16 protein-coding genes and 1 pseudogene are annotated in these 24,515 nt (G+C 74.2%); 10 read left to right on the top strand and 7 right to left on the bottom strand.

Translation table 11 applies throughout. From position 1 onward, the window contains the following. Positions 1 to 20: 20 nt before the first annotated feature. Positions 21 to 818 (top strand): SGNH/GDSL hydrolase family protein, encoded by a 798-nt coding sequence (locus D7223_RS17650; protein WP_120729486.1) that lies wholly within the window; start codon positions 21 to 23, stop codon positions 816 to 818. A gap of 76 nt (positions 819 to 894) precedes the next feature. On the opposite strand, the gene D7223_RS17645 is transcribed toward D7223_RS17650, so the two are convergent. Further along, complete coding sequence (locus D7223_RS17645; RefSeq protein WP_120729600.1) at positions 895 to 1,809, bottom strand: DUF72 domain-containing protein; 915 nt, start codon at positions 1,807 to 1,809, stop codon at positions 895 to 897. 109 nt (positions 1,810 to 1,918) lie between these two features. On the opposite strand from D7223_RS17645, the gene D7223_RS17640 reads away from it, so the two are divergent. The 4 genes and pseudogenes from D7223_RS17640 to D7223_RS17625 all read left to right on the top strand — a co-directional run. Further along, positions 1,919 to 2,425 carry a DinB family protein gene (locus D7223_RS17640; protein WP_120729485.1) on the top strand — a complete coding sequence of 169 codons (507 nt, stop codon included), beginning with the start codon at positions 1,919 to 1,921 and terminating at the stop codon, positions 2,423 to 2,425. Positions 2,426 to 2,552: 127 nt separating this feature from the next. Then, entirely contained in the window at positions 2,553 to 3,371 is an 819-nt protein-coding gene (locus D7223_RS17635; protein WP_147252551.1) for a hypothetical protein, read from the top strand. A gap of 62 nt (positions 3,372 to 3,433) precedes the next feature. Then, positions 3,434 to 3,892 (top strand): DUF427 domain-containing protein, encoded by a 459-nt coding sequence (locus tag D7223_RS17630; RefSeq protein WP_120729599.1) that lies wholly within the window; start codon positions 3,434 to 3,436, stop codon positions 3,890 to 3,892. A 57-nt stretch (positions 3,893 to 3,949) separates the two neighbouring features. Then, positions 3,950 to 4,495 (top strand): annotated as a pseudogene (locus D7223_RS17625) (Pr6Pr family membrane protein); the annotation flags it as partial. Between the two features lie 79 nt (positions 4,496 to 4,574). Here the strand turns inward: D7223_RS17625 and D7223_RS17620 are convergent. Further along, complete coding sequence (locus tag D7223_RS17620; RefSeq protein ID WP_120729483.1) at positions 4,575 to 6,641, bottom strand: amylo-alpha-1,6-glucosidase; 2,067 nt, start codon at positions 6,639 to 6,641, stop codon at positions 4,575 to 4,577. After that, positions 6,638 to 7,015, bottom strand: coding sequence for an SCP2 sterol-binding domain-containing protein (locus D7223_RS17615; RefSeq protein WP_120729482.1), 378 nt, complete (start codon positions 7,013 to 7,015; stop codon positions 6,638 to 6,640). Before D7223_RS17615 ends, D7223_RS17620 begins: the two co-directional genes overlap by 4 nt. A gap of 92 nt (positions 7,016 to 7,107) precedes the next feature. Here D7223_RS17615 and D7223_RS17610 point away from each other — a divergent pair, with 92 nt between their 5' ends. Then, the gene (locus D7223_RS17610) at positions 7,108 to 8,082 is read left to right on the top strand and encodes a glycoside hydrolase family 88 protein (RefSeq protein ID WP_120729481.1); all 975 of its coding nucleotides are present in this window, start codon (positions 7,108 to 7,110) and stop codon (positions 8,080 to 8,082) included. A gap of 83 nt (positions 8,083 to 8,165) precedes the next feature. Further along, entirely contained in the window at positions 8,166 to 9,212 is a 1,047-nt protein-coding gene (locus D7223_RS17605) for an NAD(P)-dependent alcohol dehydrogenase (protein WP_120729480.1), read from the top strand. An 18-nt stretch (positions 9,213 to 9,230) separates the two neighbouring features. Here D7223_RS17605 and D7223_RS17600 read toward each other — a convergent pair whose 3' ends face one another. Next, the gene (locus D7223_RS17600; RefSeq protein ID WP_120729598.1) at positions 9,231 to 9,737 is read right to left on the bottom strand and encodes a mycothiol transferase; all 507 of its coding nucleotides are present in this window, start codon (positions 9,735 to 9,737) and stop codon (positions 9,231 to 9,233) included. A 115-nt stretch (positions 9,738 to 9,852) separates the two neighbouring features. Here D7223_RS17600 and D7223_RS17595 point away from each other — a divergent pair, with 115 nt between their 5' ends. Further along, the gene (locus D7223_RS17595) at positions 9,853 to 10,737 is read left to right on the top strand and encodes an ABC transporter substrate-binding protein (protein ID WP_120729479.1); all 885 of its coding nucleotides are present in this window, start codon (positions 9,853 to 9,855) and stop codon (positions 10,735 to 10,737) included. Positions 10,738 to 10,806: 69 nt separating this feature from the next. Here D7223_RS17595 and D7223_RS17590 read toward each other — a convergent pair whose 3' ends face one another. Next, positions 10,807 to 11,025, bottom strand: coding sequence for a hypothetical protein (locus tag D7223_RS17590; protein WP_120729597.1), 219 nt, complete (start codon positions 11,023 to 11,025; stop codon positions 10,807 to 10,809). Positions 11,026 to 11,319: 294 nt separating this feature from the next. Between D7223_RS17590 and D7223_RS17585 the strand changes: the two genes are divergently transcribed. After that, the gene (locus tag D7223_RS17585; protein WP_120729478.1) at positions 11,320 to 14,751 is read left to right on the top strand and encodes a 3-keto-alpha-glucoside-1,2-lyase-like domain-containing protein; all 3,432 of its coding nucleotides are present in this window, start codon (positions 11,320 to 11,322) and stop codon (positions 14,749 to 14,751) included. A gap of 162 nt (positions 14,752 to 14,913) precedes the next feature. Here D7223_RS17585 and D7223_RS17580 read toward each other — a convergent pair whose 3' ends face one another. Continuing rightward, on the bottom strand, positions 14,914 to 18,546 hold the full coding sequence (locus D7223_RS17580) for a hypothetical protein (RefSeq protein WP_120729477.1): 3,633 nt from the start codon (positions 18,544 to 18,546) through the stop codon (positions 14,914 to 14,916). A gap of 10 nt (positions 18,547 to 18,556) precedes the next feature. After that, a complete protein-coding gene (locus tag D7223_RS17575) occupies positions 18,557 to 23,263 on the bottom strand; it encodes a hypothetical protein (RefSeq protein ID WP_120729476.1) in 4,707 nt (1,568 codons plus the stop codon). Positions 23,264 to 23,504: 241 nt separating this feature from the next. Here D7223_RS17575 and D7223_RS17570 point away from each other — a divergent pair, with 241 nt between their 5' ends. Beyond that, positions 23,505 to 24,503 carry an alpha/beta fold hydrolase gene (locus D7223_RS17570; RefSeq protein ID WP_120729475.1) on the top strand — a complete coding sequence of 333 codons (999 nt, stop codon included), beginning with the start codon at positions 23,505 to 23,507 and terminating at the stop codon, positions 24,501 to 24,503. Positions 24,504 to 24,515 lie beyond the last annotated feature (12 nt).

Genomic DNA, 24,515 nt, shown 5'->3' with positions numbered 1-24,515 from the left:
CACCCCATCGGAGGTCCTGAATGCGTCTACGGCTGTTCCCCACCCTCGGCAGCCTGGCCGCCGGCGTCCTGCTCGCGACCACCCTCACCGCCACCCCGGCCGCCGCCGCCGGCACCGACTACGCCGCCCTCGGCGACTCGTACTCCTCGGGCGTCGGCACCAACAACTACGACGGGACCAGCGGCTCCTGCCGGCGCGGGCCCCAGGCGTACCCGCGGCTGTGGGCCAACACCCACACCGTGGCCACCTTCCAGTTCGTCGCCTGCTCCGGCGCCACCACCCGGGAGGTGCTCAGCGGCCAGCTCGGCGCGCTGAACTCCGGCACCGACCTGGTGACCATCTCCGTCGGCGGCAACGACGCCGGCTTCGCCGACGTGGTGACCACCTGCCGGCTGGGCAGCGACAGCAGCTGCGCGAGCGCGGTGAACACCGCGACGTCCTACATCACGAACACGCTCCCCGGCCGGCTGAACGAGACGTACGCGGCCATCCGCAACCGGGCACCCAACGCCCGGGTGGTGGTGCTCGGCTACCCGCGCCTGTTCGAGCTGGGCAGCTGCGGCTTCGGCAGCATCAGCGCGTACAAGCGCGGACTGCTCAACGGCGGCTCGGACACCATGTCGAACGTCATCTCCGCCCGGGCCGGCGCCGCCGGCTTCACCTACGTCGACGTACGCGGCCGGTTCGCCGGGCACGGCGTCTGCGCCGCCAGCCCGTGGATCAACGGGACCACCTGGCCGATCGTCGAGTCGTACCACCCGAACGCCAGCGGCCACTCCGCCGGCTACCTGCCGGCGCTGAACGCCACCACCGGCTGATCCCGCTCCGGTGGCCCGACGCCGGCGGACCCGCCCACCCGGCGGACCGCCGGCGTCGGCGCGCCGCGGACCGGCGTCAGGACGTGGCGCGGGCCGGCGCCGGCCCGCGCTCCCCCACCGGTCGCACGTCGAGCAGGCGGGCCAGGCTCTCGGCGTCGCGCTGGGCCTGGTCGCCGCAGCAGTTGTTGAACAGCACGTGCAACTCGTCGCTCTGCCCGGCCAGGTCGGAGAGCAGCTCCGCCCAGCGGCGCAGCTCCTGCTCGCCGTAGGCGTAGCGGAACTTCTCCTGCTTGTCACCGGTCTCCCAGGCGGTGCTGTGCCCGTGGAAGCGGACCACGGTCAGGCCGGCGGTGGGCACCATGATCGGCGGCACCGACGAGGGATGCCCCTGCGGCATGTCCACGCCGACGTGGGACAGGTCGTGGTCGCGCAGGAAGGCCAGGGTCTCCAGCGCCGCCGAGCCGTCGAACCAGGACCCGTGCCGCAGCTCCACCGCCACCCGCCACGGCCGGCAGCGTCCGGCCAGCTCCGCGATGCGCCGCCGGGCGGCCTCGGAGCGGGTGAGCCACGGCGGGAACTGCAGGAGCACGGCGCCGAGCCGGTCGGCCGCCGCGAGCGGCTCCAGCGCCGCGCGGAACCGGGCCCACAGCTCGTCGTACGCGGGCGCGGGCAGCTCCCGGCGGCGGATGCGCTCCGGTCCGCCGGCCGGCCGCAGGTCCCGCGGCAGGGCGGCTACCGGGGTCGGATGGCCGGTGAAGAGGCGGAACGCCTTCACGTCGAAGGTGAAGCCCTCCGGGGTGGCGTCGACCCAGCCCTGCGTCGTCTCCGGCAGCGGCACCGCGTAGTAGGAGGTGTCCACCTCGACCATCGGGAAGTGCCGCGCGTACCAGTCGAGCCGGGCGGCCGGGGTGCCGGCCGAGCGCGGGTACCACCCGGAGCGCAGCAGCATCTGGTCGGCCCAGGAGGACGTGCCCACCTTAATCACACCCATGTGGTTCAGTGGACCGCCGAACCGGACATTCGGCAACTCGTGCACCGGAACTGTCGGGGGGTCTTCCTATCCTCAGGGGGTTCTCGATGACGGGTGAGAGGGACCTCCGATGACCGTTTCTGATTCGGTGACGACCGGTGAGCGCGCCGACCTGCTGCAGACGTTGCGCAAGCACCGCGCGTTCCTCCGGCAGACCACCGACGGGCTCACCGACGCGCAGGCGGCGACCCGCAGCACGGCCAGCGAGCTGTGCCTCGGCGGCCTGATCAAGCACGTGACGAACGTCGAGAAGCGGTGGGCGCGCTTCGCCGTCGGCGGCGCCGAGGCGATGAACGCCGAGCCGATCGACTGGACCGGCCAGTTCCGGATGGCCGAGGGCGAGACCCTCGCCGGCCTGCTGGCCGATTTCGACCGGGTCGCCTCGGACACCGACGCGCTGCTCGGCACGCTCGACCTGGACACCGCGCACCCGCTGCCCGAGGCGCCCTGGTTCGAGCCCGGCACGAGCTGGACGGTCCGCCGGGTGGTGCTGCACATGATCGCCGAGACGGCGCAGCACGCCGGGCACGCCGACATCCTCCGGGAGAGCATCGACGGGGCGAAGACGATGGGCTGAGTCGCCCGACCGGGCCCGGCGACGGCGGGCGGGTCGGGCGACCGGCCGGAGGTGACGTCCGGCGCGGGCCAGCCGGCGGGCGGGCCGATGTGACGTCCGCTGCCCCGGTGGCGCTGATCGACACGAGATGAGCGCACACCGGATGGACCAGGAGACCGCCGAGCGGCTGCTCGGCAGTCCGATCGACGATCACCCGGACGGACCACGGTCCCTCGTGGTGCTCCTGTCGGCGATCCGGGCCGCTCCTCGGGACGAGGAGCTGGCCGGCGAGAACGCCGCGCTCCAGGCATACCGCCGGGCGCGCTCGGGTTCCCCGCTCGCCCTGCCCGCGCGCCGCCGGCGGGGCCGCGCCACCGTCCGGGCCGCGTGGGCCGGCGTGCTCGTCGCGGCCTCCGGCGGGGTGGCGTTCGCCGCCGCCGGAGGCGACCTGCCGCACCCGCTGCGCCCTCCGGCACCCACCACCGCGCCGTCGGCCACCGATCCGGGCGCGCCCGGTGCCTCCCCCACCGCCGATCCGGACACCGGGTCCGGCACTCCGGCGCCGGGCGACCGGCCGACCCGGGCGGCCTCGCTGGCCGGGCTGTGCCGGGCGTACCGGGCGGACGCCGGGGGCGATCCCGGCCGCCCGCTGGACAACCCGGTCTTCGGTGACCTGGTCGGCGCCGCCGGCGGCCGGGAACGGGTGCCCGGTTACTGCGACCGGGTGCTGACCGCCTCGGCCGGGCCGGACGCGTCCACCGCCCGGCCCGGCGACCGTGCCACCGATCCTCCCGCCGACCGGTCCGGCACCGGGTCGACACACCGTCCCGGGGTGCCGACCGGCCTCCCGTCGCACACCGGGCGTCCGGCCACGCCGCGCAGCGTCCCGTCCGCACCCGGCACCGCCCGCCGGACCGCCGACCCGGACGAGCCGCCCGGCGGCGATGCGGTGGTGGGACGGATCTGACGCCGGGCGACGATCCGGCCGGGCCGGAGGCCGACCGCACCGGCCGGGGGTAGCGTGGGGTGGTGGAATCCGTCTGGGACTATCCCCGCCCGCCCCGGCTGGAACGCACCACCCGACGGATCACGGTGCGGCACGCCGGGACGACCGTGGCGGACAGCGACCGCTGCTGGCGGGTCCTGGAGACCTCCCACCCGCCGGTCTACTACGTCCCGCGCGCCGACCTGCGGGCGGCACTCGAGCCGGCCCCCGGCCGGACGTTCTGCGAGTGGAAAGGCGAGGCCAGCTACTGGGACCTGGTGACGGGTGACGTCCGGGTCCGCGAGGCCGCCTGGTCGTACGAGCGGCCGACCGGGGCGTACGCGGCGCTCGCCGGCGCCCTGGCGTTCTACCCGGGCCGGGTGGACGAGTGCCGGGTGGACGGGGAACGGGTCGAGGTGCAGCCCGGGGACTTCTACGGCGGCTGGATCACCAGTGACGTCGTCGGCCCGTTCAAGGGCGGTCCGGGGACCCGGGGCTGGTGACCGCGGCCGGCACCCGGGCCCGGTGATCCCGCCGGTCCCGGCTGGTAGCTTGCCCCGATGAGTCTGCTGCGTCGACGAGCGGCGGTCGGGTTCCGCCTGACGATCGTCCTCAGCGTGGTGGCCGGGATCGTGCTCACCGCGCTCGGACCGGCCACGGTCACCGGGCTGCTGCCCTACTTCACCATCCAGAGCAACGTCGCCGTCGGGCTCTTCGCCGCGTACGCCGGCTGGCTGGCCTGGCGGGACCGCCCCGAGCCGCCGTCGGCGCTCAAGGGCGCGGTCACCCTCTACATCACCATCACCGGTGTGGTCTACCACCTGGTGCTGGCCAACCCGGCGAGCCCGTTCGCGATGCCGCAACCGGACCGCGCGCTCGGCGAGGCGCTGGGCAACCAGTTCCTGCACACGGTGGTACCGCTGCTGGCGGTGGCGGACTGGGCGCTGTTCGACCGGCGGGGCCGGTTGCGTCCCCGGTACGCGATGTGGTGGCTGGCCTTCCCGCTCGGCTACCTCGGTTTCGCGCTGCTGCGGGGGCTGGTGGTGCGGCGCTACCCGTACCCGTTCCTCGACGCCGGCGAGCTGGGTTACCAGGGCGTCGGGATCAGCGCGGTGTTCTTCGCGGTGGCGTTCTGGCTGCTCGGCCTGGTGTTCGTCGGGGTGGACAGCGGTCTGGCCCGGCGGGTCAGCGCAGCGGGCTCCGCCGAGACCGGCCGTCGGTGGCCCGGTCCCGGCCGTACGCGTCGGCGTGCCCCCAGCGACCCGGCACGTCGAGCAGCTCGACCCGACCGAAACCTTCCGGCAGCGCCGGGTTGACCAGCAGGTTCTCCCCGCACGGCGCGAGACCGAGCAGGCTGCCGAGCAGCATCAGCAGCGCCCCGGACGACCACGACTGCGGCCGGCCGGCGACCGGCAGCTGGACGGGGTAGGCGGTCTGCGCGCGGGGGTAACCGGCGATCACCTCGGGCACCGGCCCGCCGAGGGTGCACGCCATGGCGAGCATCCCGTCCGCGATCCGGGCGGCCTGCGGGTCGCAGCCGTACCGGCGCAGGCCGGCCACCGCCAGCGCGTTGTCCGACGGCCAGACCGCACCCAGGTGTGAGCCGACCGGGTTGTACGGACGCTGCCCGGCGGCGTACGTGCGCACGCCCCACCCGGAGAACAGGTCCGGTCCGGCGAGGTGGTCGGCGAGCGCGCCGGCCCGGTGGTCGGGGACGATGCCGCTCCACATCAGGTGGCCGATGTTCGAGGTGAGGGCGTCCACCGGCTCGCCGTCCGGCCCGAGCGCCAGCGCGTAGTAACCCCGGTCCGGCAACCAGAAGTCGGCGTCGAAGCGGCTCTTCAGTGCCGCCGCCTCGCGTTCCAGGCGGTCGGCGTACGCCGGATCGCCCCAGACCTCGCGGGCCAGGCGGGCGCCGCGCCGCTTCGCGTCGTAGGCGTAGCCCTGGAGTTCACAGGTGGCCCGGGGGAACCCGGGCTCGCGGCCGTGCCGGTCGACGATCGCCCCGGTGGAGTCCTTCCAGCACTGGTTGGCCGTGCCGTGCCGGTCGTTGCGGCGCTGGTAGCGCAGGTATCCGTCGCCGGTGAGGTTCGCGTACTCGTCGATCCAGTCCAGCGCCATCCGGGCCGGGTGGCGCAGCTGGCGGACCAGCACCGTGTCCCCGGACCACCGCTCGTACTCGTCCAGGAGCACGACGAACAGCGGGGTGGTGTCCGCCGCGCCGTAGTAGAGGGCGGTCGGCTTCTCGCCGAACGCGGCGGCCTCCCCGTAGCGCAGCTCGGCCAGGATCTTGCCCGGTTCCTCCTCGTGCTCGTCGTCGAGTTGCCCGCCCTGGAGCAGGGCGAGCATGCGCAACGTGCGCGGGGCCAACTCGGGGGTGAACGGCAGGGTCTGCAGACAGGTGAGCAGGCTGTCCCGTCCGTAGAGCGCCATCGCCCAGGGCAGGCCGGCCACCGGGATCCGCCCGGTGTAGGCCAGCGGTACGTACCGCAGCGCGGCCAGGTCGGCTAGGCAGCGCTCGTACAGCTCCGTCACGGCGGGGCGCTCGGCGATCAGCCGGGGGGCGGCCTCCCGCCAGTCCCGCAGGTCCTCGCGCATCTCCCGGCGGACCTGGTGCCGGTGCGACTGCAGGCTCTCCCGCAGGTCGCGCCCGCCCTCGCCGCCGATCGTCATGGTCACCCGCAGGTCGGTGCGCCACTGCCCGTTCGGCTCCACCCGGATCCGGAAGGTCATCCCCGTGTCGTCCACCTCGACCGGCGCGCTGCTCGCCACCGTCGTCTCCCGGACGAACCGTTCCCGCTCGTACCGCAGCCGGAGCACGCCCCGGGCCGGGTCCGGGTTGACCACGACGGACCGGGGGCGCGGCTGGGCGATCTCCGAGGTGTCGGCGAAGTCGACGCCGATCCCGATCCGGACGGTCAGGTCGGCCGGTTCGGCGGCGTGGTTGAGCACGATGAGCTGCTCGCTGAACGCGTCCTCGACGGACCGGTGCCGGATCACCGACACGTCGGCGTCGACGTAGTGGCTGGCGGTGCCCGGCACCAGCACGAAGCGGGTCTCGAAGTGGGTGAGGTCGTCCCGGGACAGCGTTCCCAGCCGTTCACCGTCGACGGTGAGCACCCACCGGGACAGGAACCGGGTGTCGAAGGAGAACAGACCGAAGGGTTCGCCGGGGTCCGCTTCCATGTCGCCCTGCGCGTCGCCGATCGCGAAGGTGTTGCCCGCGATCACGGCCACCCGTTCCTGCCTCACGGCCGGCCGCCCCGCGCGGCGGCGGCCTGCCGGGGATGTCGCGCGTCGGGCGGCCCGGGGAAGACGCGCCGCAGCATCATCAGCAGCCGCATGTCGCCGCGTACCGTCAGCTCGTTGCGTAGCAGCGCCGCCGCCAGGTGCAGCTGTCCGCCGGCGATCCGGTCGAAGACCTGCCGTTCGGCGCGGACCACCAGGTCGGCGTCGTCCACCGATCGGCTGACCTGGATGTGCTGGTCGGCGATGGTCAGGTACCAGTGTTCGGTTTGCGCCCCGTCCCGGGCGTCGAGTCGCACGGTGCCGGCCGTGGTCTCGGGCAGGTCGGACCGGCGGCCGGAACCGAGCCGCCGCAGGTGCTCGTCCACGGTGCTGCTCATCAAGGCCTCCCTCGTATCTGGCAGGCTCGCAGCGGCGGGGGTGAGGCCGGCTCACCCCCGCCGGGTGAACCTTCCCGGGCGAGGAGGCGACGGTGGGGCCGGACGACCGGACCGAACGGGTGTTGACCGCGCTGCTGGCCACCCAGCGGCAGTCCTGGGAGCAGGGCGTCGCGGCGCAGGCGCTGCTCGACCTGGGCCGGGACGAGCTGGTCGTGCTGCTCGCCCACGCGGCGGTGACCCGGCAGCACGCCGACGGTCGGCTGGGGGACGTCGGCGAGGACGGCGCGGTCAACGGCGCCGCCTGCGGCGAGGCGGTGCGGCACGCCGCAGCCGTCACCGGCGAACCGCGCTACGCCGCCGCGCTGGATGCCCAGCTGGGCTGGTTGGTCGACCGGGCGCCCCGGGCCGACGACGGGACGCTGTACCACGTGCTGGGCAGCCGGCAGGTCTGGGCCGACACGGTGCACATGGTGGTGCCGCTGCTCGCGCTGACCGGGCACGTCGACCTGGCCGTCGCCCAGGTCGTCGGCCACCGCCGCCGGCTGTACGACGAGAACACCGGGCTGTACGGGGCCCGCTGGGACGCCGACGCCGGCCGGCTCACGCACCCCCGGCCGTGGGCCACCGGCAACGGCTGGGTGGTCACCGGCATCGCCCGGGGGTTGCACCTCGCCCCGGCCTGGCCGCCGGGGACGCGCGACGAACTGGCCGGGCACGCCCGCGCGGTGCTCGACGCCGTCCTGGTCCATCGGGGCGACGACGGGCTCTTCCCGGACGTGCTGGACGACCCGGGCTCGTTCCGCGAGGCGAACGTCGCGCAGATGCTCGCGTACGCGGCGCTGACCGGGGTCGCCGACGGCTGGCTGCCACCCTCCTACACCGAGGTGGGCCGGGAACTGGTCGGTGCCGCGGACCGACGGGTGGACCGGTACGGGCTGGTCACCGGCGTCAGCGGTTCGCCGGACTTCACCGGGCCCGGCACCTCCGCGGAGGCGCAGGCGTTCCACCTGCTCGCCCACGCCGCCCTGCGCCGGCTGGACGGCAGCGGGGACGGCCGCCGGTCGTGAAGAGTCGCCGGGAAGGCCGTTTGTGCCGCCGCTGGGCGGGGAGGCACACCGGCGGACCCGGAACACGACGGACGGGAGAGGTCATGCGCGCCCTGCGGTTGCCCGGCTGGAAGTCCGAACCCGAGCTGGTACAGGTCGACGAGCCGACCGCCGGCCCCGGCCAGGTGGTGGTGCGGATCGGCGGCGCCGGCGCCTGTCACTCCGATCTGCACCTGATGCACGACTTCGAGGCCGGCGCGGTGCCGTGGAACCCGCCGTTCACCCTCGGCCACGAGAACGCGGGCTGGGTGCACCAGCTGGGCGACGGGGTGACCGGGCTGGAGGTGGGCCAACCGGTCGCGGTGTACGGGCCGTGGGGCTGCGGGACCTGTGCCCGCTGCCGGGTCGGCGTCGACCCGTACTGCGAGAACCCGGCCGCCGCGCCGGTGCCCGGCGGGGGCGGCGGCCTCGGCCTGGACGGCGGCATGGCCGAGTACCTGCTGGTGCCCGACGACCGGCACGTCGTCCCGCTGCCCGAGGGCCTCGACCCGGTCCAGGCGGCACCGCTGACCGACGCCGGGCTCACCCCGTACCACGCGATCCGCCGGTCCTGGCCGAAGCTCGGCCCCACCAGCACCGCCGTCGTCATCGGTGTCGGCGGCCTCGGCCACGTCGGCGTGCAGATCCTCAAGGCCACCACCGCCGCGCGGGTGATCGCCGTGGACACCCGGGAGCAGGCGCTGGCCCTGGGCGCGGAGTGCGGCGCCGACCTGACGATGCTCTCCGGGCCGGACACCGCCGAGGAGATCCGGCGGGCCACCGGCGGCCGGGGCGCCGATGTCGTGCTGGACTTCGTGGGCGCCGACCCGACCCTGACGCTCGGCGTGGCCGCCGCCCGCACCGTCGGCGACCTGACCATCGTCGGCATCGGCGGCGGCACGCTGCCGGTCAGTTTCTTCTCCGTGCCCTACGAGGTGAGCATCCAGACCACCTACTGGGGCAGCCGTCCCGAGCTGATCGAGGTGCTGGAACTGGGCGCCCGGGGGCTGGTGCGGCCGAAGACGACCACGTTCCCGCTCCAGGACGCGCTGACCGCGTACCGGAAGATGCAGGACGGGACGCTGGAGGGCCGCGCGGTCATCGTGCCGTGACCCGCGACCGGGCCGGCCTCACCCACCGATCAGGCCGCGCGCGTAGGCGGCCTGCCCCACGTGCTGGAGGTCGTCGTCGGCGACGCTGACCAGCCGGACGCCGAGGGTCACCGGCGGGTCCCAGTCCTCGTCCACGATCCGGTCCAGGTCCGCCGGGGTCAGGCCGGCGAGGAATTCCCGGGTACGCGCGCCGACCGCCTCGTGGTAGTCGACCAGCGCCGCCGCGTTCTCCGGTCGGACCGCCGCGACCTGCTCCGGGGTGTGCCCGTAGCCGGTGTCGTCCGGGTCGGGGCGCAGCCCGAAACGGCCGGCCCAGTCGCCGGACTCCCAGATCTGGTCGGTGCCGAGCAGGTCGGCGACGTGGTGGTCCTGGACCCGGGTGAGGTGCCACACCAGCCACGCCACAGGGTTGGCGCCCGGTGCCGGCGGTCGGCACAACTGCTCCGGGGAGAGCCCGTCGACGGCCGCGCGGACCAGGTCGGGCAGCCGGCCGTACGTCTCGGTCAGCACGTCACTCACGTTCACCGGGGTCACCTCCAGAGGCGGGACAGTCTCCTGACAGGTACCGCCGGAGCCGGCCGGGAAACCTCGCGGGAACCCGGGACGGCGGCCGGTCCGGCGGTGCGGGCAGGATGGGCGCATGCGCCTGGTGTCCCTGCTGCCGTCCGCGACCGAGATCGTCTACGCCCTGGGGCTGGGCCCGGAACTGGTCGGGGTGACCTTCGAGTGCGAGGTGCCGGCCGCTGACCGGGCCGACCTGACCGTGGTGGTCGGCGGGCGGGACACCCGGGGGATGAGCCCCGCCGAGATCGACGGGTACGTCCGCGCCCGGGTCGCCGCCGGGGAGGACCTCTACACCCTGCACGCCGACGCGCTGGCCGGCCTCGACCCGGACCTGATCATCACGCAGGACCTGTGCCGGGTCTGCGCGCTGCCCGCCGGTCGGGTCGCCGAGGCCCTCGACCACCTGGGCGCCCGCGCCGACGTGCTGTCGCTGGACCCGTACACCCTGCCCGAGGTCCTGGACACGATCCTGACGGTGGGCGCGCGGGCCCGCGTACCGGATCGGGCCGAGGCCCTGGTGGACGCGCTGCGGGCGCGGCTCGCGGCGGTGGCCACGGCGGTGGCCGGCCGGCCGCGTCCCCGGGTCGCGGTGGTGGAGTGGGTGGATCCGCCGTTCAGCGCCGGGCACTGGATCCCGGACCTGGTCACGGCCGCCGGCGGACAGCCGGTGGCGGCCCGGCCGGGTGCCCGGTCGGTGCCCACCACGTACGCCGAGCTGCGCGCCGCCGCACCGGACGTCGTGCTGGTGACGCCGTGTGGCTTCCGCCTCGACGGTGCGGTCGGGCAGGCGCGGGCGGTGGCGGCCGAGTTCCCCGGCACACCGGTGTGGGCGTTGGACGCCGACAGGCTGATCGTCCGGGCCGGGCCACGACTGGTCGACGGGGTCGAGGCCATCGCCAGGGTGCTGCACCCCCCGGCGGTGTCGGCACCGGCGCCGGGCACGGCGGCCCGGGTCGCCTGAGCCGAACCCCTGACTGAGCCGTCACTCGACGGCGACCGAGTCGTTACTCAGCCGTGACTCAGCGCCGGCTCAGCTGGGAATCTCGCGCCAGGACGAACCGCTGCCGCGCCAGGCGCTGGCAAGGATGACCGCTGAGCTGCGGCTGGGACATTCCTGCAACTTCGAGCGGCCCTGCGCGCCACCGATCTGCGCCAGGACCTCCCAGCGCTCCCCGGCCCGGCGGATGTACACGTCGCGGCGCCCGCGGGCAGTCGGGTCCCCGTTCCACCAGTGTTTTTCGACGATCACCTGCCGACCGTATAGCACCGGCCGGGCCAAACGGAACTGGCACTTGAGCCGTCCTCGCCCATCCGACCGGACTTTCGCCTGATTGAGCGAAAGTTTGACACGATCATGCAAAAGCCATGGACTCTCTGATCGAAGACGTTTAATGTCTCGGACCATCACCCCGGTGTTCCAGGTGGGTCGCATCGTCGGCGTCGATCGCCCGCCCCGGAGCCCGGTCGACGGCGACCGCCACCTCACCGCAGCTCCCGCGCGCGGTCGGCCGTCGATCACTCCTACCCCTCCCGAGGAGGAACGATGGGCACACGGCTGCTGCGCCGATTCCGCAGTCCTGTCCTGGGTGCGCTCGCACTCGCCCTCACCGCCACCGGCCTCTGGGCCGCTCCGGCCACCGCGGCGCCCGCCCAGGAGCCGGGCGTCACCCTGCGGGTCTACGACGTGCAGGTGCCGCTGGACGAGATCTGCACCCTCAAGCCGGGGCAGACCCCGAACGTCGACAAGCTGATGTCCACGATCAACTTCTCCACCGCCGCGGACTTCGGCTTCAACGACTACTTCGTGACGCAGGTGCTCGGCAACATCAACGTCACCGCAGCCGGCTCGTACACCTTCCGGCTCACCAGCGACGACGGCTCGAAGCTCACCGTCGACAACACGGTGGTCGTCAACCACGACGGCCTGCACGGCGCCGACCCGCCCAAGGAGGGCACGGTCAACCTCACCGCCGGGGCGCACCCGTTCCGGATCGACCACTTCGAGCGCACCGGCGGGCAGCAGATCACGCTGGAGTGGAAGACCCCCGGCTCCTCGTCCTTCGTCCTGGTGCCCAACTCGGCCCTGAGCACCGACGCGGGCGTGGTCCGGGTGACCGCGCCGGGCAAGAAGGAGTGCGAGGGCGTCCTCGACTCCCCCGGCGACGGGCTGCCGCTGACCTCCGTACATCCCAGCTACACGCTGACCAACCTGCGGCCCAGCGGCTTCCAGCCGAAGGTCACCGGGATGGACTGGCTCGCCGACGGGCGGATGGTGATCTCCACCTGGGGCGGCAGCGACCAGTCCGGCACCTCCCAGGACGGCGAGGTGCACATCCTGAGCAACACCGCCGGCGCGACCGGGCCGGGCAGCGTGACCACCAAGAAGATCGGCGACAACCTCAAGGAGCCGATGGGCCTCAAGGTCGTCGACGGGGTCGTCTACGTGTCGGAGAAGCAGAGGCTGACCCGACTCGTGGACACCAACGGCGACGAGGTGGCCGACCAGTACCAGACCGTGGCCACCTGGCCGTACGGGGGCAACTTCCACGAGTTCGCCTTCGGCCTGCTCTACCAGGCGCCGTACTTCCTGCTGAACCTCTCGGTCTCCATCAACTACGGCGGCAACACCACCGACCCGCAGCCCGCGCCGAACCGGGGCACCTCGATCCGCGTGCACAAGGACACCGGCGCGGTGTCCTACGTGGCCGGTGGCCTGCGCACCCCGCACGGCATCGGCTGGGGACCGGAGAACGGCGTCTTCGTCACCGACAACCAGGGCGGCTGGCTGCCCTCGTCGAAGCTGGTGCACATCAAGCAGGACCGGTTCTTCAACCACTACATGAACCCGGACGGCCCCTTCGACAACAAGCCGGTCACCCCGCCGGTGCTGTGGATGCCGCAGAACGAGATCGCCAACTCCCCCAGCGGGCTGGTGACGGTGCCCAGCGGCACCTACGCGGGGCAGCTGCTCATCGGTGACGTCACCTACGGCGGCCTGCAACGGGCGTTCCTGGAGAAGGTCAACGGCGAGTACCAGGGCGCGCTGTTCCGGATGACCCAGGGCCTGGAGGCCGGCATCTCCGAGGTGCACGTCGGCCCGGACGGCGCGGTCTACGTCGGCGGGCTCGGCGCCGGGGGCAACTGGGGCCAGAGCGGCAAGCTGGCGTACGGGTTGCAGAAGCTCACCCCGAACGGCACCAGCACCTTCGACATCCTCGCCATGCGCGCCACCGCCACCGGCTTCGAGCTGGAGTACACCCAGCCGGTGTCCACCGAGACCGCCGCGGACCTGGCCGCCCGTTACAAGATCAAGCAGTGGCGCTACCAGCCGACGTCCGGCTACGGCGGGCCGAAGATCGACCAGGAGACGCTGACCGTCAGCGCCGCCACCCTGTCGGCGGACCGGAAGAAGGTCAGCCTGACCGTGCCCGGCCGCAAGGCGGGCCACGTGGTCCACGTCCGGTCGCCGCGACCGTTCACCTCGTCCACCGGTGCGTCACTGTGGAGCACCGAGGCGTGGTACACCCTCAACGCCATCCCGGGCAGCACCCCGCCGCCGACCACCGGGACCAACCTGGCGCTGAACAAGACCGCCACCGCGGACAGCTCCTGCGCCACCGAAGAGGGCCCGGCCAAGGCGGTCAACGGCAGCGTCTCCGGCGGCAACACCGACAAGTGGTGCTCGAAGGGCACCAACAGGTACCTCCAGGTCGACCTGGGGTCCAGCCAGAGCGTCAACAAGTTCGTGGTGAAGCACGCCGGGGCCGGTGGTGAGAACACCGCCTGGAACACCAGGGACTTCACCATCGCCACCAGCCCGGACGGGTCGACCTGGACCACCCGGGCGACGGTCACCGGCAACACCGCCAGCACCACCACGCACGACGTCAGCACGGTGACGGCGCGCTACGTCCGGCTGAACATCACCGCGCCGACCAGCACCACCGACCCGGCGGCCCGGATCTACGAGTTCGAGGTCTACGGCTCGTCCGGAGGCGGCTCGGGCACCATCACCGGTGTGGGCGGCAAGTGCCTGGACGTCGACAACTCGGGCACCGCCGACGGCACCAAGATCCAGCTCTACGGGTGCAACGGCACCAACGCCCAGAAGTGGACCCGGGTCGGCGAGACGTTCCAGGCACTCGGCAAGTGCCTGGACGTGGACAACGCCGGCACCGCCAACGGCACCAAGGTCCAACTGTGGACCTGCAACGGCACCGGATCGCAGGTGTGGCGTCCGCAGGCCAACGGTTCGATCCTCAACCCCCAGTCCGGCAAGGTGCTGGAGGCCGCCGGGGGCGCCACCGCCGACCGCACCCAGATCCAGATCTGGACGTACGCCGGAGCCGCCCACCAGCACTGGGTGGTCAACGGCGGGAGCGGAACCAACCGGATCCAGCTCTTCGACGGCGACGACCTGAACGCGTGGCAGACCACCGGGGGCGGTGCCGCCACCTGGCCGCTGGCGAACGGGTCGGCGGAGGTCCTCGGCGGCGACATCCGGACCAAGCAGAGCTTCGGCGACTTCAACCTGCACGTCGAGTGGTGGCAGCCGACCTACCCGTCCACGGTCACCGGACAGCAGCGCGGCAACAGCGGCGTCTACCTCCAGGACCGGTACGAACTCCAGGTCCTCGACTCGTACGGGGACACGTCCCTGGACAACACCGAGGCCGGGTCGATCTACAGCCGTACGGCGGCGTCCAGCAACGCGGCGACCGCGCCGGAGACCTGGCAGACGTACGACATCACGTTCCGGGCCGCCCGCTTCGACGGCTCCGGCAACAAGACCGCCAACGCGCGGGTGACCGTGCGGTGGAACGGCACCCTCGTCCACAACGACGTGGAGATCAGCGGACCGACCGGCGGCGGCGCCGCGGAGTCCGCCTCGGGCGGCCCGATCCGCCTCCAGGACCACGGCGACCCCGGCGCCAACGTCCGCTACCGCAACATCTGGATCGAACCCCTCTCCTGACCGCCCCGCCACCCGGGCCGCCCGTCCCCTCCCCGGGGGCGGGCGGCCCGCGTCGCGCCCGCCCCACGCCGCACCCGCCCCGCGCCGCGCGCCCCGCGCCGTCGTGTTAGGAGGGGGCCCTTCCTATACACCAGGCGTTAAGCGGGGGCCCTTCCTTTCATCTCAGGTGCCGCAGCAGTTGCGGTCTACCGGGGACAGCGGGCTGGTGCGCAGGATGCGGACCTGGCCCAGGTCGCCGCCGAGGGGGTCGGTGAAGCCGCCGTTCGGCTCCGGGAGCACCTCCACGGCCAGGGCGCTGATCGGGGCCCTGGCCGGCAGGCCGGCGGCGGCGAGGGCCGCGCGTACGTCGTCGCCGGTCCAGCGGATCTCGCCCTCGACGGCGAGCGGGGTGCCGTCGTCGTGCCGTCGCCGCAGCGGGCGCAGCCGCCGCAGGTCGAGCTGGACGTTGCGGCGGGTACTGCCGTCGGCCTGCACCACCCGCGCGTAGAGCACCGCCCACAGGCCGGTGTTCGGTGGGTTCGGCAGGACCCGGCGCAGCCCGGCGTACGGCACCGCGTACGCCGAGCGGATCCGGACCGCGCCGTCCGGCTCGGCGAGCACCGAGCAGGGCAGCTCGGGGGCGGGGTGGGCGACCCCCTCCAGCGTCAGCGCCTCGCCGAACCGGCCCTGGGCGGTGCACCAGAGCGGGTCGGCGTCCGGGCCCCGGTCGTGCCCGACGCGGATCTCGTAGGTGTAGAAGGAGAACAGTTCCGGCGAGTTCGGGTCGGTGTTCGGTGGCAGCGGCACCAGGAAGTGCCGGTCGCTGTCGGCCGCCGGTTCCAGGCGCTGCATGGCGGCCAGCCCGGCGAGGTCCTGCACCTGGCCGGGGGTGATCACGCGGATCGGCTCCGGGTCCAGCGGCACGCCCGGCACGGTCGCCGGGTCGGCCACCGGCTCGGTGCCGGGCAGCAGCATCGGGTCCGGCGTGACGGTCAGCGGCCGGACGAAGTAGACGTCCCGCGGGTCGGCCGGCGGCTCGGCGAACTCCAGCCACAGCCGCCGGATCCGGGGCGCGGTGGCCGCGTACTCGGCGTCGGTGGCGTACGGCGTGAGCGCGACACCCGCCGCGACCACCTTCGGCAGCTGGGCGGGCGGGGTGACCACCGGCAGCCGGGTCTGCACGGCCCGCTCGACCGTGCCGCCGCCCTCCAGGGTGAGGGTGAGGTCGTAGCGGACCGCCAGCTCGTACGGGAAGCCGTCCGGGCCGAGCGGCACCGGCAGCGCGTCGAGGAACACCAGCCGGGTCGCCGACCGGTCGACCTGCCCCCGGGTGGCCTGCACGTTGACGCTGTCCATCAGCTCGACCGTGCCGACCGACACGGTGACGTCCGGCGCGCCGGGAGCGTCCGGCATGGTGACCGTGCGGCGCACCGACAGGGTGGGTGAGCCGGCGCCGCGCCAGGTCCAGTCCCGGTCCAGCACCACCCGCACCGCGTTGATCCACTGCCCGGCCAGCTCGGCCGGGTCGGCGAACTCCACGCTGGACAGGTCCGGCGCGAGGTGGTGGGTGAGGCCGGCGCAGCCGAAGGAGAACCGTTGCCCGGGTGGTCCGAGCAGCATCGGACCGTCGGCCACCAGGTCCAGCGCGCCGGCGAGCCGGCCGAGCAGGGCCGGGGTCGGCGCGTTCTGGGCGGCGAGGGCGTGCGCCACCACCGGCGTACCGGCCGGGTCGGGGCGCAGGAACACCGACCGCAGCTCGTCGGCCGCCGGCAGCGGGCGCAGCGGGTCGGTCTCGGCCGCGGCGGTCGCCACCGCGTGCAGGTCGACGATCCGCGCCGGGCCGCGCCGGGCCGCGTCGCCGGCGAAGTACGTCGGGTCGTCCGCGCCGAGGGCGCGCAGTTCCAGGCGTACGTCGCGGGCGGTGAGCACCGGCAGCGCGCCGGTGACCTCCCCCTCGTCGCCGAGCTGGCCGGTGACGTCGACGTCGGCGGGGTCGGCCGCGTCGATCCAGTCCAGGTCCAGGGCGAGCGGGGCGGCCGGATCGGCCGGGAACGGCCGGGTGGTGGCGTACCACTCGACGAAGCCGCTCTCGTCGCCGGCCGGGTCGAAGACCGGTGTGCGCAGCAGCACCCGGACGTGCACGAGCGTGGTGTCCGGGTCGGGAACCGCCGGGGCGGTCTCGGCGCCGGGGTTCGCGTCGTTGGCGGCGATCTGGGCGAGCAGGTCGGCGCGGGCGGGCGCGCCGGCGGCGAAGACCGCCTCCGGGTAGCCGAGCGGCGGGCGGCGCACGGTGACCGCCGGTACGCTGCCGTCCGCCGCCGGGACGACCTGCTCCAGCGGCAGCATCGCCGGGGGCCGGTGCCGGCGCAGCAGCAGGGTGCTGGTCGGGGCCTCCCCCTCGCGGGCGGGTTCGGTGTCGACGGCGGGGCCGCCGCCGGTGGCGTCGGCGAGCCGGACGCGGAACTCGTACGACCGGCCGTAGCGCAGCTCGACCGCGTCGGCGCCGACGGGTACGGCGGTGTCGGCCTGTCCCACCGGGACGTCCATCAGCCGCTGGTCGTCGACGGTGTCCACGACCAGTGACCCGCCGCGCCAGCGCAGGTACCAGGCGGGCAGCCAGAGCTGACCGCTGTGCTCGGCGGGCACGACCTCGCTCCACCGTTCCTCGCGGGCCTCGCCGAGGTCCACCCCGACGGTCAGCGGCGCGTCCACCAGGGACAGCGAGGTCCAGCCACCGGCGCCGGACTCCCGGACGTCGACGCGGTAGCCGAGGATGCCCCGCGGGGCGAGGACCGGGTCCTCGCCGTCCGGCGGGGCGCCCAGGGCCCGGTTCTGGCCCTCCAGGATGTCCTCGTCGTCCCAGCCGAGTTGGACGCCCTCGTCGCGGGCGACCGGCGCGCCGTCGCCGGTCTCGTCCAGCAGGTCGGCGCTGACCGGCTGCCGGGCGTGCACGATCTTGGCGAAGCCGTCGTCGAAGCGCAGCGCCTCGGCGAACACCTTGTCGTAGTTGCCCAGCGCCCCGGCTCCGGTGGCGTCGGCGGAGACCGGGAAGAGCACCGGGGTGAACAGCGGCGGGTCGGCGTCGACCGGCAGCCGCGGCACCCGGGTGGCGAAGGAGCGCAGGAAGGCCGGGTCGGCGGCGGCCTGCGCGGCGTAGTCGCCGTGCGGGGCGAGGTCGACCCAGAGCCAGCCGCCGTCCGCCAGTCGCCCCGGGTCCACCGGCACGTCGAGCGCGACGACCAGCCCGAGCGCCTCGGCCAGCCGGGGCCGGCGCAGCGCGAAGGCGATCGCCTCACCCCAGCCGATCACCATCGGTGGCGCCGGGGGCACCGGCTCGGGCGGGCAGCTCATCATGCAGTGGTAGCTGTCGTCGGTGACCGCGAGGGAGGTGCGCGGCCGGACGAACGGGAACGACCGGCGGTAGCTGACCGGCAGGTACTTGCGCAGCTGCCGGCTGAGGTCCCGGCCCTGCGGGGCGAAGGTGTCACCGGCCGGCCCGGCCGGGATCTCCAGGGCCTCGCCGAGGGCGGTGAAGATGTCCCGGGCGTGCGGGGCGTGCACGGTGTCCGGGGCGGCGGGCAGGACGGCGGTCTGGTCGACCAGGGTGCGCTGGGGCAGGGCCCCGGCGCTGTCGGAGATCGAGACACCGAAGGCGAGCTTCGCGTCGGTGAAGGCGGGCACCCCGGGTGGGGCGGCCAGCAGCGGGGCGAGCGGGTTGCCGGTCGGGGCGACGAGCAGCCGGATCGACAGGGTCCGCGCGGCGTGGTCCCAGCGTTGCAGGTACGGCACGAGGGTGAGTTTGTGTGCGGTGGCCATGGCGGACTCCCTAGAGCGTGACCGTGTCGGTGACCTGGTAGGTCGCGCTGATCGAGATGATCAGGAAGATGTCGACCTGGAGCTTGACCGAGCCGGTGTAGTCGCATTTGGTGGTGCCGGCGTCGTCGTACACCAGGCCCCGGAGTTCGGCCCGGAGCTTGACCTTGACGATCTTGACGCTGCGGGTGATGTCGACGCCGGCCTCGAAGGCCACCAGGCCCCCGTAGCTGGTCCGGGCGGCGATCGCGTCGTAGACCAGCACGAAGCCGACGCCGAGGAACGCGTACGCCCGGAAGACGCCGACGTTGCCCTCCACGCCCACCCCGACGAACGCGACCAGCTCGAACTTCTCACTGGTGACCGAGCCGGAGACCGAGGTGATCGAGAAGGTGACCTTGAGGCTGGCGATGATGAAGATCTGCACCACGCCCACCGACAGGACCGGGAACTTCCCCTCCAGTTCGGCACCGAACACGCCGGACGCCTTCGCGCCGCCGGTGGCCAGGTCGATGCCGCTGCTGGCACCCATGGAGAGGGTGGCGGTGATCTCGGCGCCGATGGGCAGCGAGAACTTCGGGAACGACACGATGGTCTTCGCGTCGAACTTCACCTCGTGCTTGGCGTTGGTCGCGCCGAGCGGGATCGGCCCCTCCACACCCCGGTCGCCGAAGAACGGGATGTAGCGCAGGATCTCCTCGATCTCGGTCAGCAGCAGCGACCGCAGTTCGACGATCTCCGGCCGCCGGTCGGTGCCACCGGCGATGTGCAGCTCCGAGCCGGTCAGCTCGGTCATCCCGGCGATGTCGTTCCAGACCCGCAGTCCGGTGAAGTCGGCCGACCAGCGTTCCTCGGTCAGCTCCAGCCGCAGGGTCGAGTCGTCGTAGCGCAGCTGCGCGCCGTGCCCGGTGCTGCCGGCGATCCGCAGCGGGGTGGGATGGTCGACGATCTCCACCGGTGCGCTGAGCGCCAGCCGACCGGCCGCGCCCACGTCCAGGTGCACCGCGCCGGGAGCCAACTCGATGGTGTTCGCCGGTGGCGGGAAGGCCCCCTTGGAGGTGGTCCGGGCCAGCACGTCGGCCAGCGCGGGCCGGGCGCCGGACTCGATCCGCGGCACCCCGGGCGCCGGCACCGACGGACGGGGGAAGCAGAACGCGTGCGTCGGGGTGCTCTGCACCAGCGCGTAGTCGTGCGCCGGGGCGGCCGGCACGAGCAGGTCGGCGGCGTCCGCGAACCGGTACGCCCCCGGCGCGCCGACCAGCGGCGGCTCGGTGAAGACGGTCCGGTCGCCGGCCGCGTACCCGATCGGGTAGCGGCGCACCAGCGACGTACCCCGGTTCTCCGCCACCGGCACCGCCTCACCGCCACCGGGCGGCGCGCCGGCCACCGGCCGCACCACCACCGACCAGGCCCCGGTCTCCGGCAGCCGGGGCATGCCGCGCACGGTGGCCACGAACAGCGGCGTGCCACCGTCGTCGGCCAGGCCGACCTCGATCCGCTGCGCGCGGTACGGCAGGCCGCTGCCGGCCACGTCGATCCAGGCGTCGACCGGCCCGCCGACCGGGCCCTGCGCCTCGATCAGCGCCCGCAGCGCGGACGCCGGGGCCGGCACGCCGTTCGGCGTCACCTGCAACCAGCCGAGCACACCGGTGGCCGGGGTCCGCCCGGGCAGGCCGTCGAGGGCCAGGTCGGCGTCGAAGTGGTACGGCACCAGTTGCGCGCCGCCGGAGCCGAAGACCGCGCCCGGCGCCGGACGGATCGACCGTACGTCGAACAGGCCCCGGAACAGCCCGGCGTCGAAGGCGTACGGGGCCACCACGATGTCCCCGACCACCTTGTCGTGGTAGCGGTAGTCGAACAGGCCGGGGGTGAACGCCTGCCAGCCGCTGTCCCGGCGGATCACCCCACCGCCGGGGCGACGCTCGACGGTCACCGAGCGGGTGACCCGGATGCCCCACGGGTGCAGCACGCTGTTGACCTTGATGACCTCCAGCGCGGTGCGGCCCACGATCAGCCGGAACTGCACCTTCGCGGCCTCGGCGAAGGCGGCGAACGGGTTGTTCCAGTCACTGAAGTTGGAACCGCCGTAGCCGGAGACGTCGATGCGGGTCACCGGCACCTTGGGGTTCGCCGCCATGTCGTTGTTGAAGACGCTCTCCACGCTGCCCGTCGGGTCGGCGGTGGAACCCAGCACGGAGAGTCCGAGTGGGGCGCCGCTGGCCAGGTCCACGCCGTTGAGCAGTTGCCGCAGGCGGCCGTCGAAGGCAGCCGACACGCCGCCGTCGTCGGACCGGCCGCCCTCGGCCCACGCGGTGACCTGGATGCCGCCGACCGCGTCCTCGGCGGGGAACGCCGGCCGGGTCAGGTCCAGCAGGTCGGCCGGGCGAGCGGCGGTGGCGTCCGGCCGGACCACCACGGCGGCGACCAGCCCGAACGGCAGGGTCGTCCGCAGGCCCACCGGGACGCCGTCCCGGAACGCCCCGACGGTGCCGTCGAGGGCGTCGGCGGGGACCACCGGCACCAGTTTCTGCGAGCGCGCGCCCAGCGTCGTCGCGCCACCGTCGGAGGCCGACGCCAGCGGGGTGGGGAACCAGCCCATCGTCATGATGTCCTGGTCGGCGTCGAGGGTCCGGACCGGCTCCCACTGCACCTGGGGCAGCGCCACCACCCGCAGGTCGGCGACCTCGGCGCGGACCTCCAGGCCGTCCACCCCGTACGGGCCGCCGGCGTCGCCGCGCCGCGGACCCATCGCCACCCCCAGCAGGTCCTGGTTGGTGGAGACGTCCAGCAGCAGCAGGCCCGGCGTCGGGCCGACCACCTCGTCGAGATAGCGGTCGACCAGGGCGTTGCTCTTGGCGTCGGACTGCCGGGCCACCTCCACGCGTTGCCCGCGCAGTTCCTGTTCCCGGCGTCGCGCGGCGTCCCACTCGGCGTCGGTCCGCTTGTCCAGCCCGAGGCGTCCCTGCTCGACCTGGGTCAGGCCGACGTCGGTGCCGTCCCGGTCGGCGTCCGCCGGGCGCGGCTCGCCGGACGACGCGGGCCGGCCGCTCACCGCGACCGACGGGCCGAGCTGCCCCTCGAAGTCCACCGTGGCCGGCGCGTCGGGCGCGGTCCAGGCGACGGTGCAGACCAGCGCGGCCGGCGGGGGTTCCCGGCCGATCCGTGGGCGGGTGACGGTGGCGTTGGCGACGTACGGGTCGGGCAGGATCGGCGCCCAGCCGTGCACCCCGAAGAGCAGGTGCGCCGCGCCCGCCCCGATCGAGCGGCCGTCGCGCAACACCCCCCGGACGTACGCCAGGGTCGGCCAGGTGGTCCACACCAGCGCGTTGCGCAGGGCCAGCTGGAGGTGCCGCCGGGGCTCGGCTGCCAGGGTCGCGCCGAGCAGCGCGGTGACCTCGTCGCCCAGCCGGTGCAGCAGCAGCACCCCGTCCCGCGCCGGGGTGGGCACCGGCTCTCCGGCGGTGGTCACCGGCCGGTCCAGCGCCACCTCGGCGCCGCCCTGCGTCATCAGGTGTTCGCCGTCGACCACGTGGCAGCTGTGCAGCAGGAAGAACGGCCGGTCGTAGCGTTGCCACCAGGGCAGCCGGTGCCCGCCGTCGGGCAGCGCCCACAGGTCGTACGCGTGCCGCACCGGTGGGCTCAGCGGCGCGATCTGATCGGCGACCAGCATCGCGCCGGCCGCCGACACCGCCGCCCACGCCTCGGGCAGTTCGTGCGCCCGGGGATCCGGGTCGTACCAGTGGGCGGTCAGGCCGGTGACGTGCAGCAGCCACCGGGCGGCGGACGCCGCCTCGCCCAGGATCGCCGGGTCGGTCGCCACCACCACCGGCAGGCCGAGTCCGCCGCCGCGTACGGTGGCGACGCCGGTCGCCGGATCGGCGGCGCCGAAGCGGACCAGCTCCGCGCCGATCGCGGTGGGGTCGAGGGTGTCCGGCTCCACGTCGTACCCGAGCACGAGCGTCCACAGCCGGGGCACGAAGGTGGTGTCGCCGGTGGCGGAACCGAAGCGGAAGGGCTGCCGCCACACCCGTGCCTCGCCGGAGTCCCCGCCGATCTCCGGTCCCCCGCTGCCGAACCGCAGGCTGACCGCACCGGGCAGGGTGGTGGACGCGTCGGCGGCGGTGCACCCGCCGGCACCGGCGGGCGGGGCGTCGGCGGCCGGCGCGACCTTGAGCGCGGCGCTCAACGGCGCGGGCACGGTGATCACGTCACCGGTCACCGTGGCGGAGGCGGGCAGGGTGAGGGTGCCGCCGTCGACCCGCAGCCCGGCGTACGCGTCGGCGGGCAGCCCGCCGACGAGGTCGCCGCGGATCCAGAGGGTGCCCGCGTCGAGGGCGATCGGCAGCCCGCCCGGTCCGGCGGTGCCCGGTCGGGCGGCGGTGAGCACCAGCGCCGGCGCGGTGGCCCCGACCTCGCGCACCTCGACCCGGCGGGCGGCCAGGAACACGTGGTAGAAGACGTCGGTCCCGCCCGGAGTGCGGAACGGTCCGATCCGGCGGCTGGGTGCCAGTCCGGTGAGCCGGTGGACGAAGCGGCCGGCCAGCAGGTCGGCGCGTTCGTCCCGGCGGTCCACCAACGGCGCGTCGGCGGGCAGCCGGGTGTCGCTGCGGCGCAGCGCGTCCTCGGCGAGGCGGGCGAGGGAGTCCCCGGCGAGGCGGGAGAAGGCTTCAGAGCCCGGGGTCGTCCGGGGCGGGCGTGAACTGCGGATGGGATCGGACACGCGCTCCTCCTTCGGGAGGTGGCCACGACGGTGACCGATTCCGATCCTTCTCGTGTCCACCCCCCGCCGGAGTCCGCTCGCCGACACCACCACTATCGGCAAACAGCACCCCGGGAGTAAGGAAGGGCCCCTTGTTAACGCCTCCGGTAGAGGAAGGGCCCCCTATTAACAGCCCCCTCCGGGGCGGGGCGGGGATGGGGGTTTGGGTGCGGGCGGGTGGGTTCGGGATTAGCGTCGAGGCGTGGGCAGCGGGTGGAACGGGCGTGCCGGGCGGGGACGGTGGGCGGGGACGGGTGCGCTGCTGGTGGGCGCGGCCGGGGTGGCGGGCGCGGCCGGCGCGGCGGCGGCGTGGGTGGCGCGTACGCCGGAGCTGGACGGCACCCCGGCGGTGGACCTCACCCGGCACGGCTTCGCCCGACGGGACGTGGACACCCCGGCCGGCCGGGTCGCGGTGTACGAGGCGGGCACCGGTGACCCGGTGCTGCTGCTGCACGGGGTGGGTGGCGGTGCGTCGTCGTACCTCTGGCACCGGATCGGGCCGGAGCTGGCCCGCACCCACCGGGTGCTGGCGGCGGACTGGGTCGGGTTCGGCTGCTCGGCGCACCCGGACCGGCCGCTGCTCTTCGACGACTACGTCGAGCAGGTACGCGTCCTGACCACCCTCGCCGGTTCCGCCCCGGCGGTGGTGGCGCAGTCCCTCGCGGTCGGGTTCACCATCGCGGCGATCCGGGCCGGCGCGTCGGTACGCCGCCTGGCGATGCTCGCCCCGAGCGGCGGGCGGGACTTCGGCGAGGACGCCTTCGGCCCGGTCGCCCGCGCGACGCTGACCCCGCTGGCCCGGTCCCGGTTCGGCCCGACCGCCTACCGGGCGCTGTTCCACCGGCGGTCCGCCATCGAGGCGTGGTGCCGCCGGCAGGGCTTCCGTGACCCGGCGGCGGTGCCGACCGACGTGGTCGACGCCGGGGTGTGGTCGGCCCGGCAGCCGAACGCCGCGTACGCCGCGCTGCCCTTTCTCTCCGGCGACCTGCGCTACGACCTCGTGCCGCTGTTGCGCGACCTGACGGTGCCCGGCCTGATGGTGTGGGGCGCCGACGAGCGGGAGATCCGCCCGGCGCTGCGGGAGCGGTTGGAGCGGGTCAACCTGGCGGTGCCGGTGGTGACCATCCCGTCGGCCCGTGCGAACCTGGAACTCGAACAGCCCTGGGCCACCCTCGCCGCCCTGGAGCCGTTCCTCTCCTGAGCGGGCGGCGGA

The organism is Micromonospora endolithica, assembly GCF_003626595.1.
GTDB classification, from domain to species: domain Bacteria; phylum Actinomycetota; class Actinomycetes; order Mycobacteriales; family Micromonosporaceae; genus Micromonospora; species Micromonospora endolithica.
Note: the sequence above shows the minus strand (reverse complement) of the source record. Positions and strands in the feature narration are given on the sequence as shown.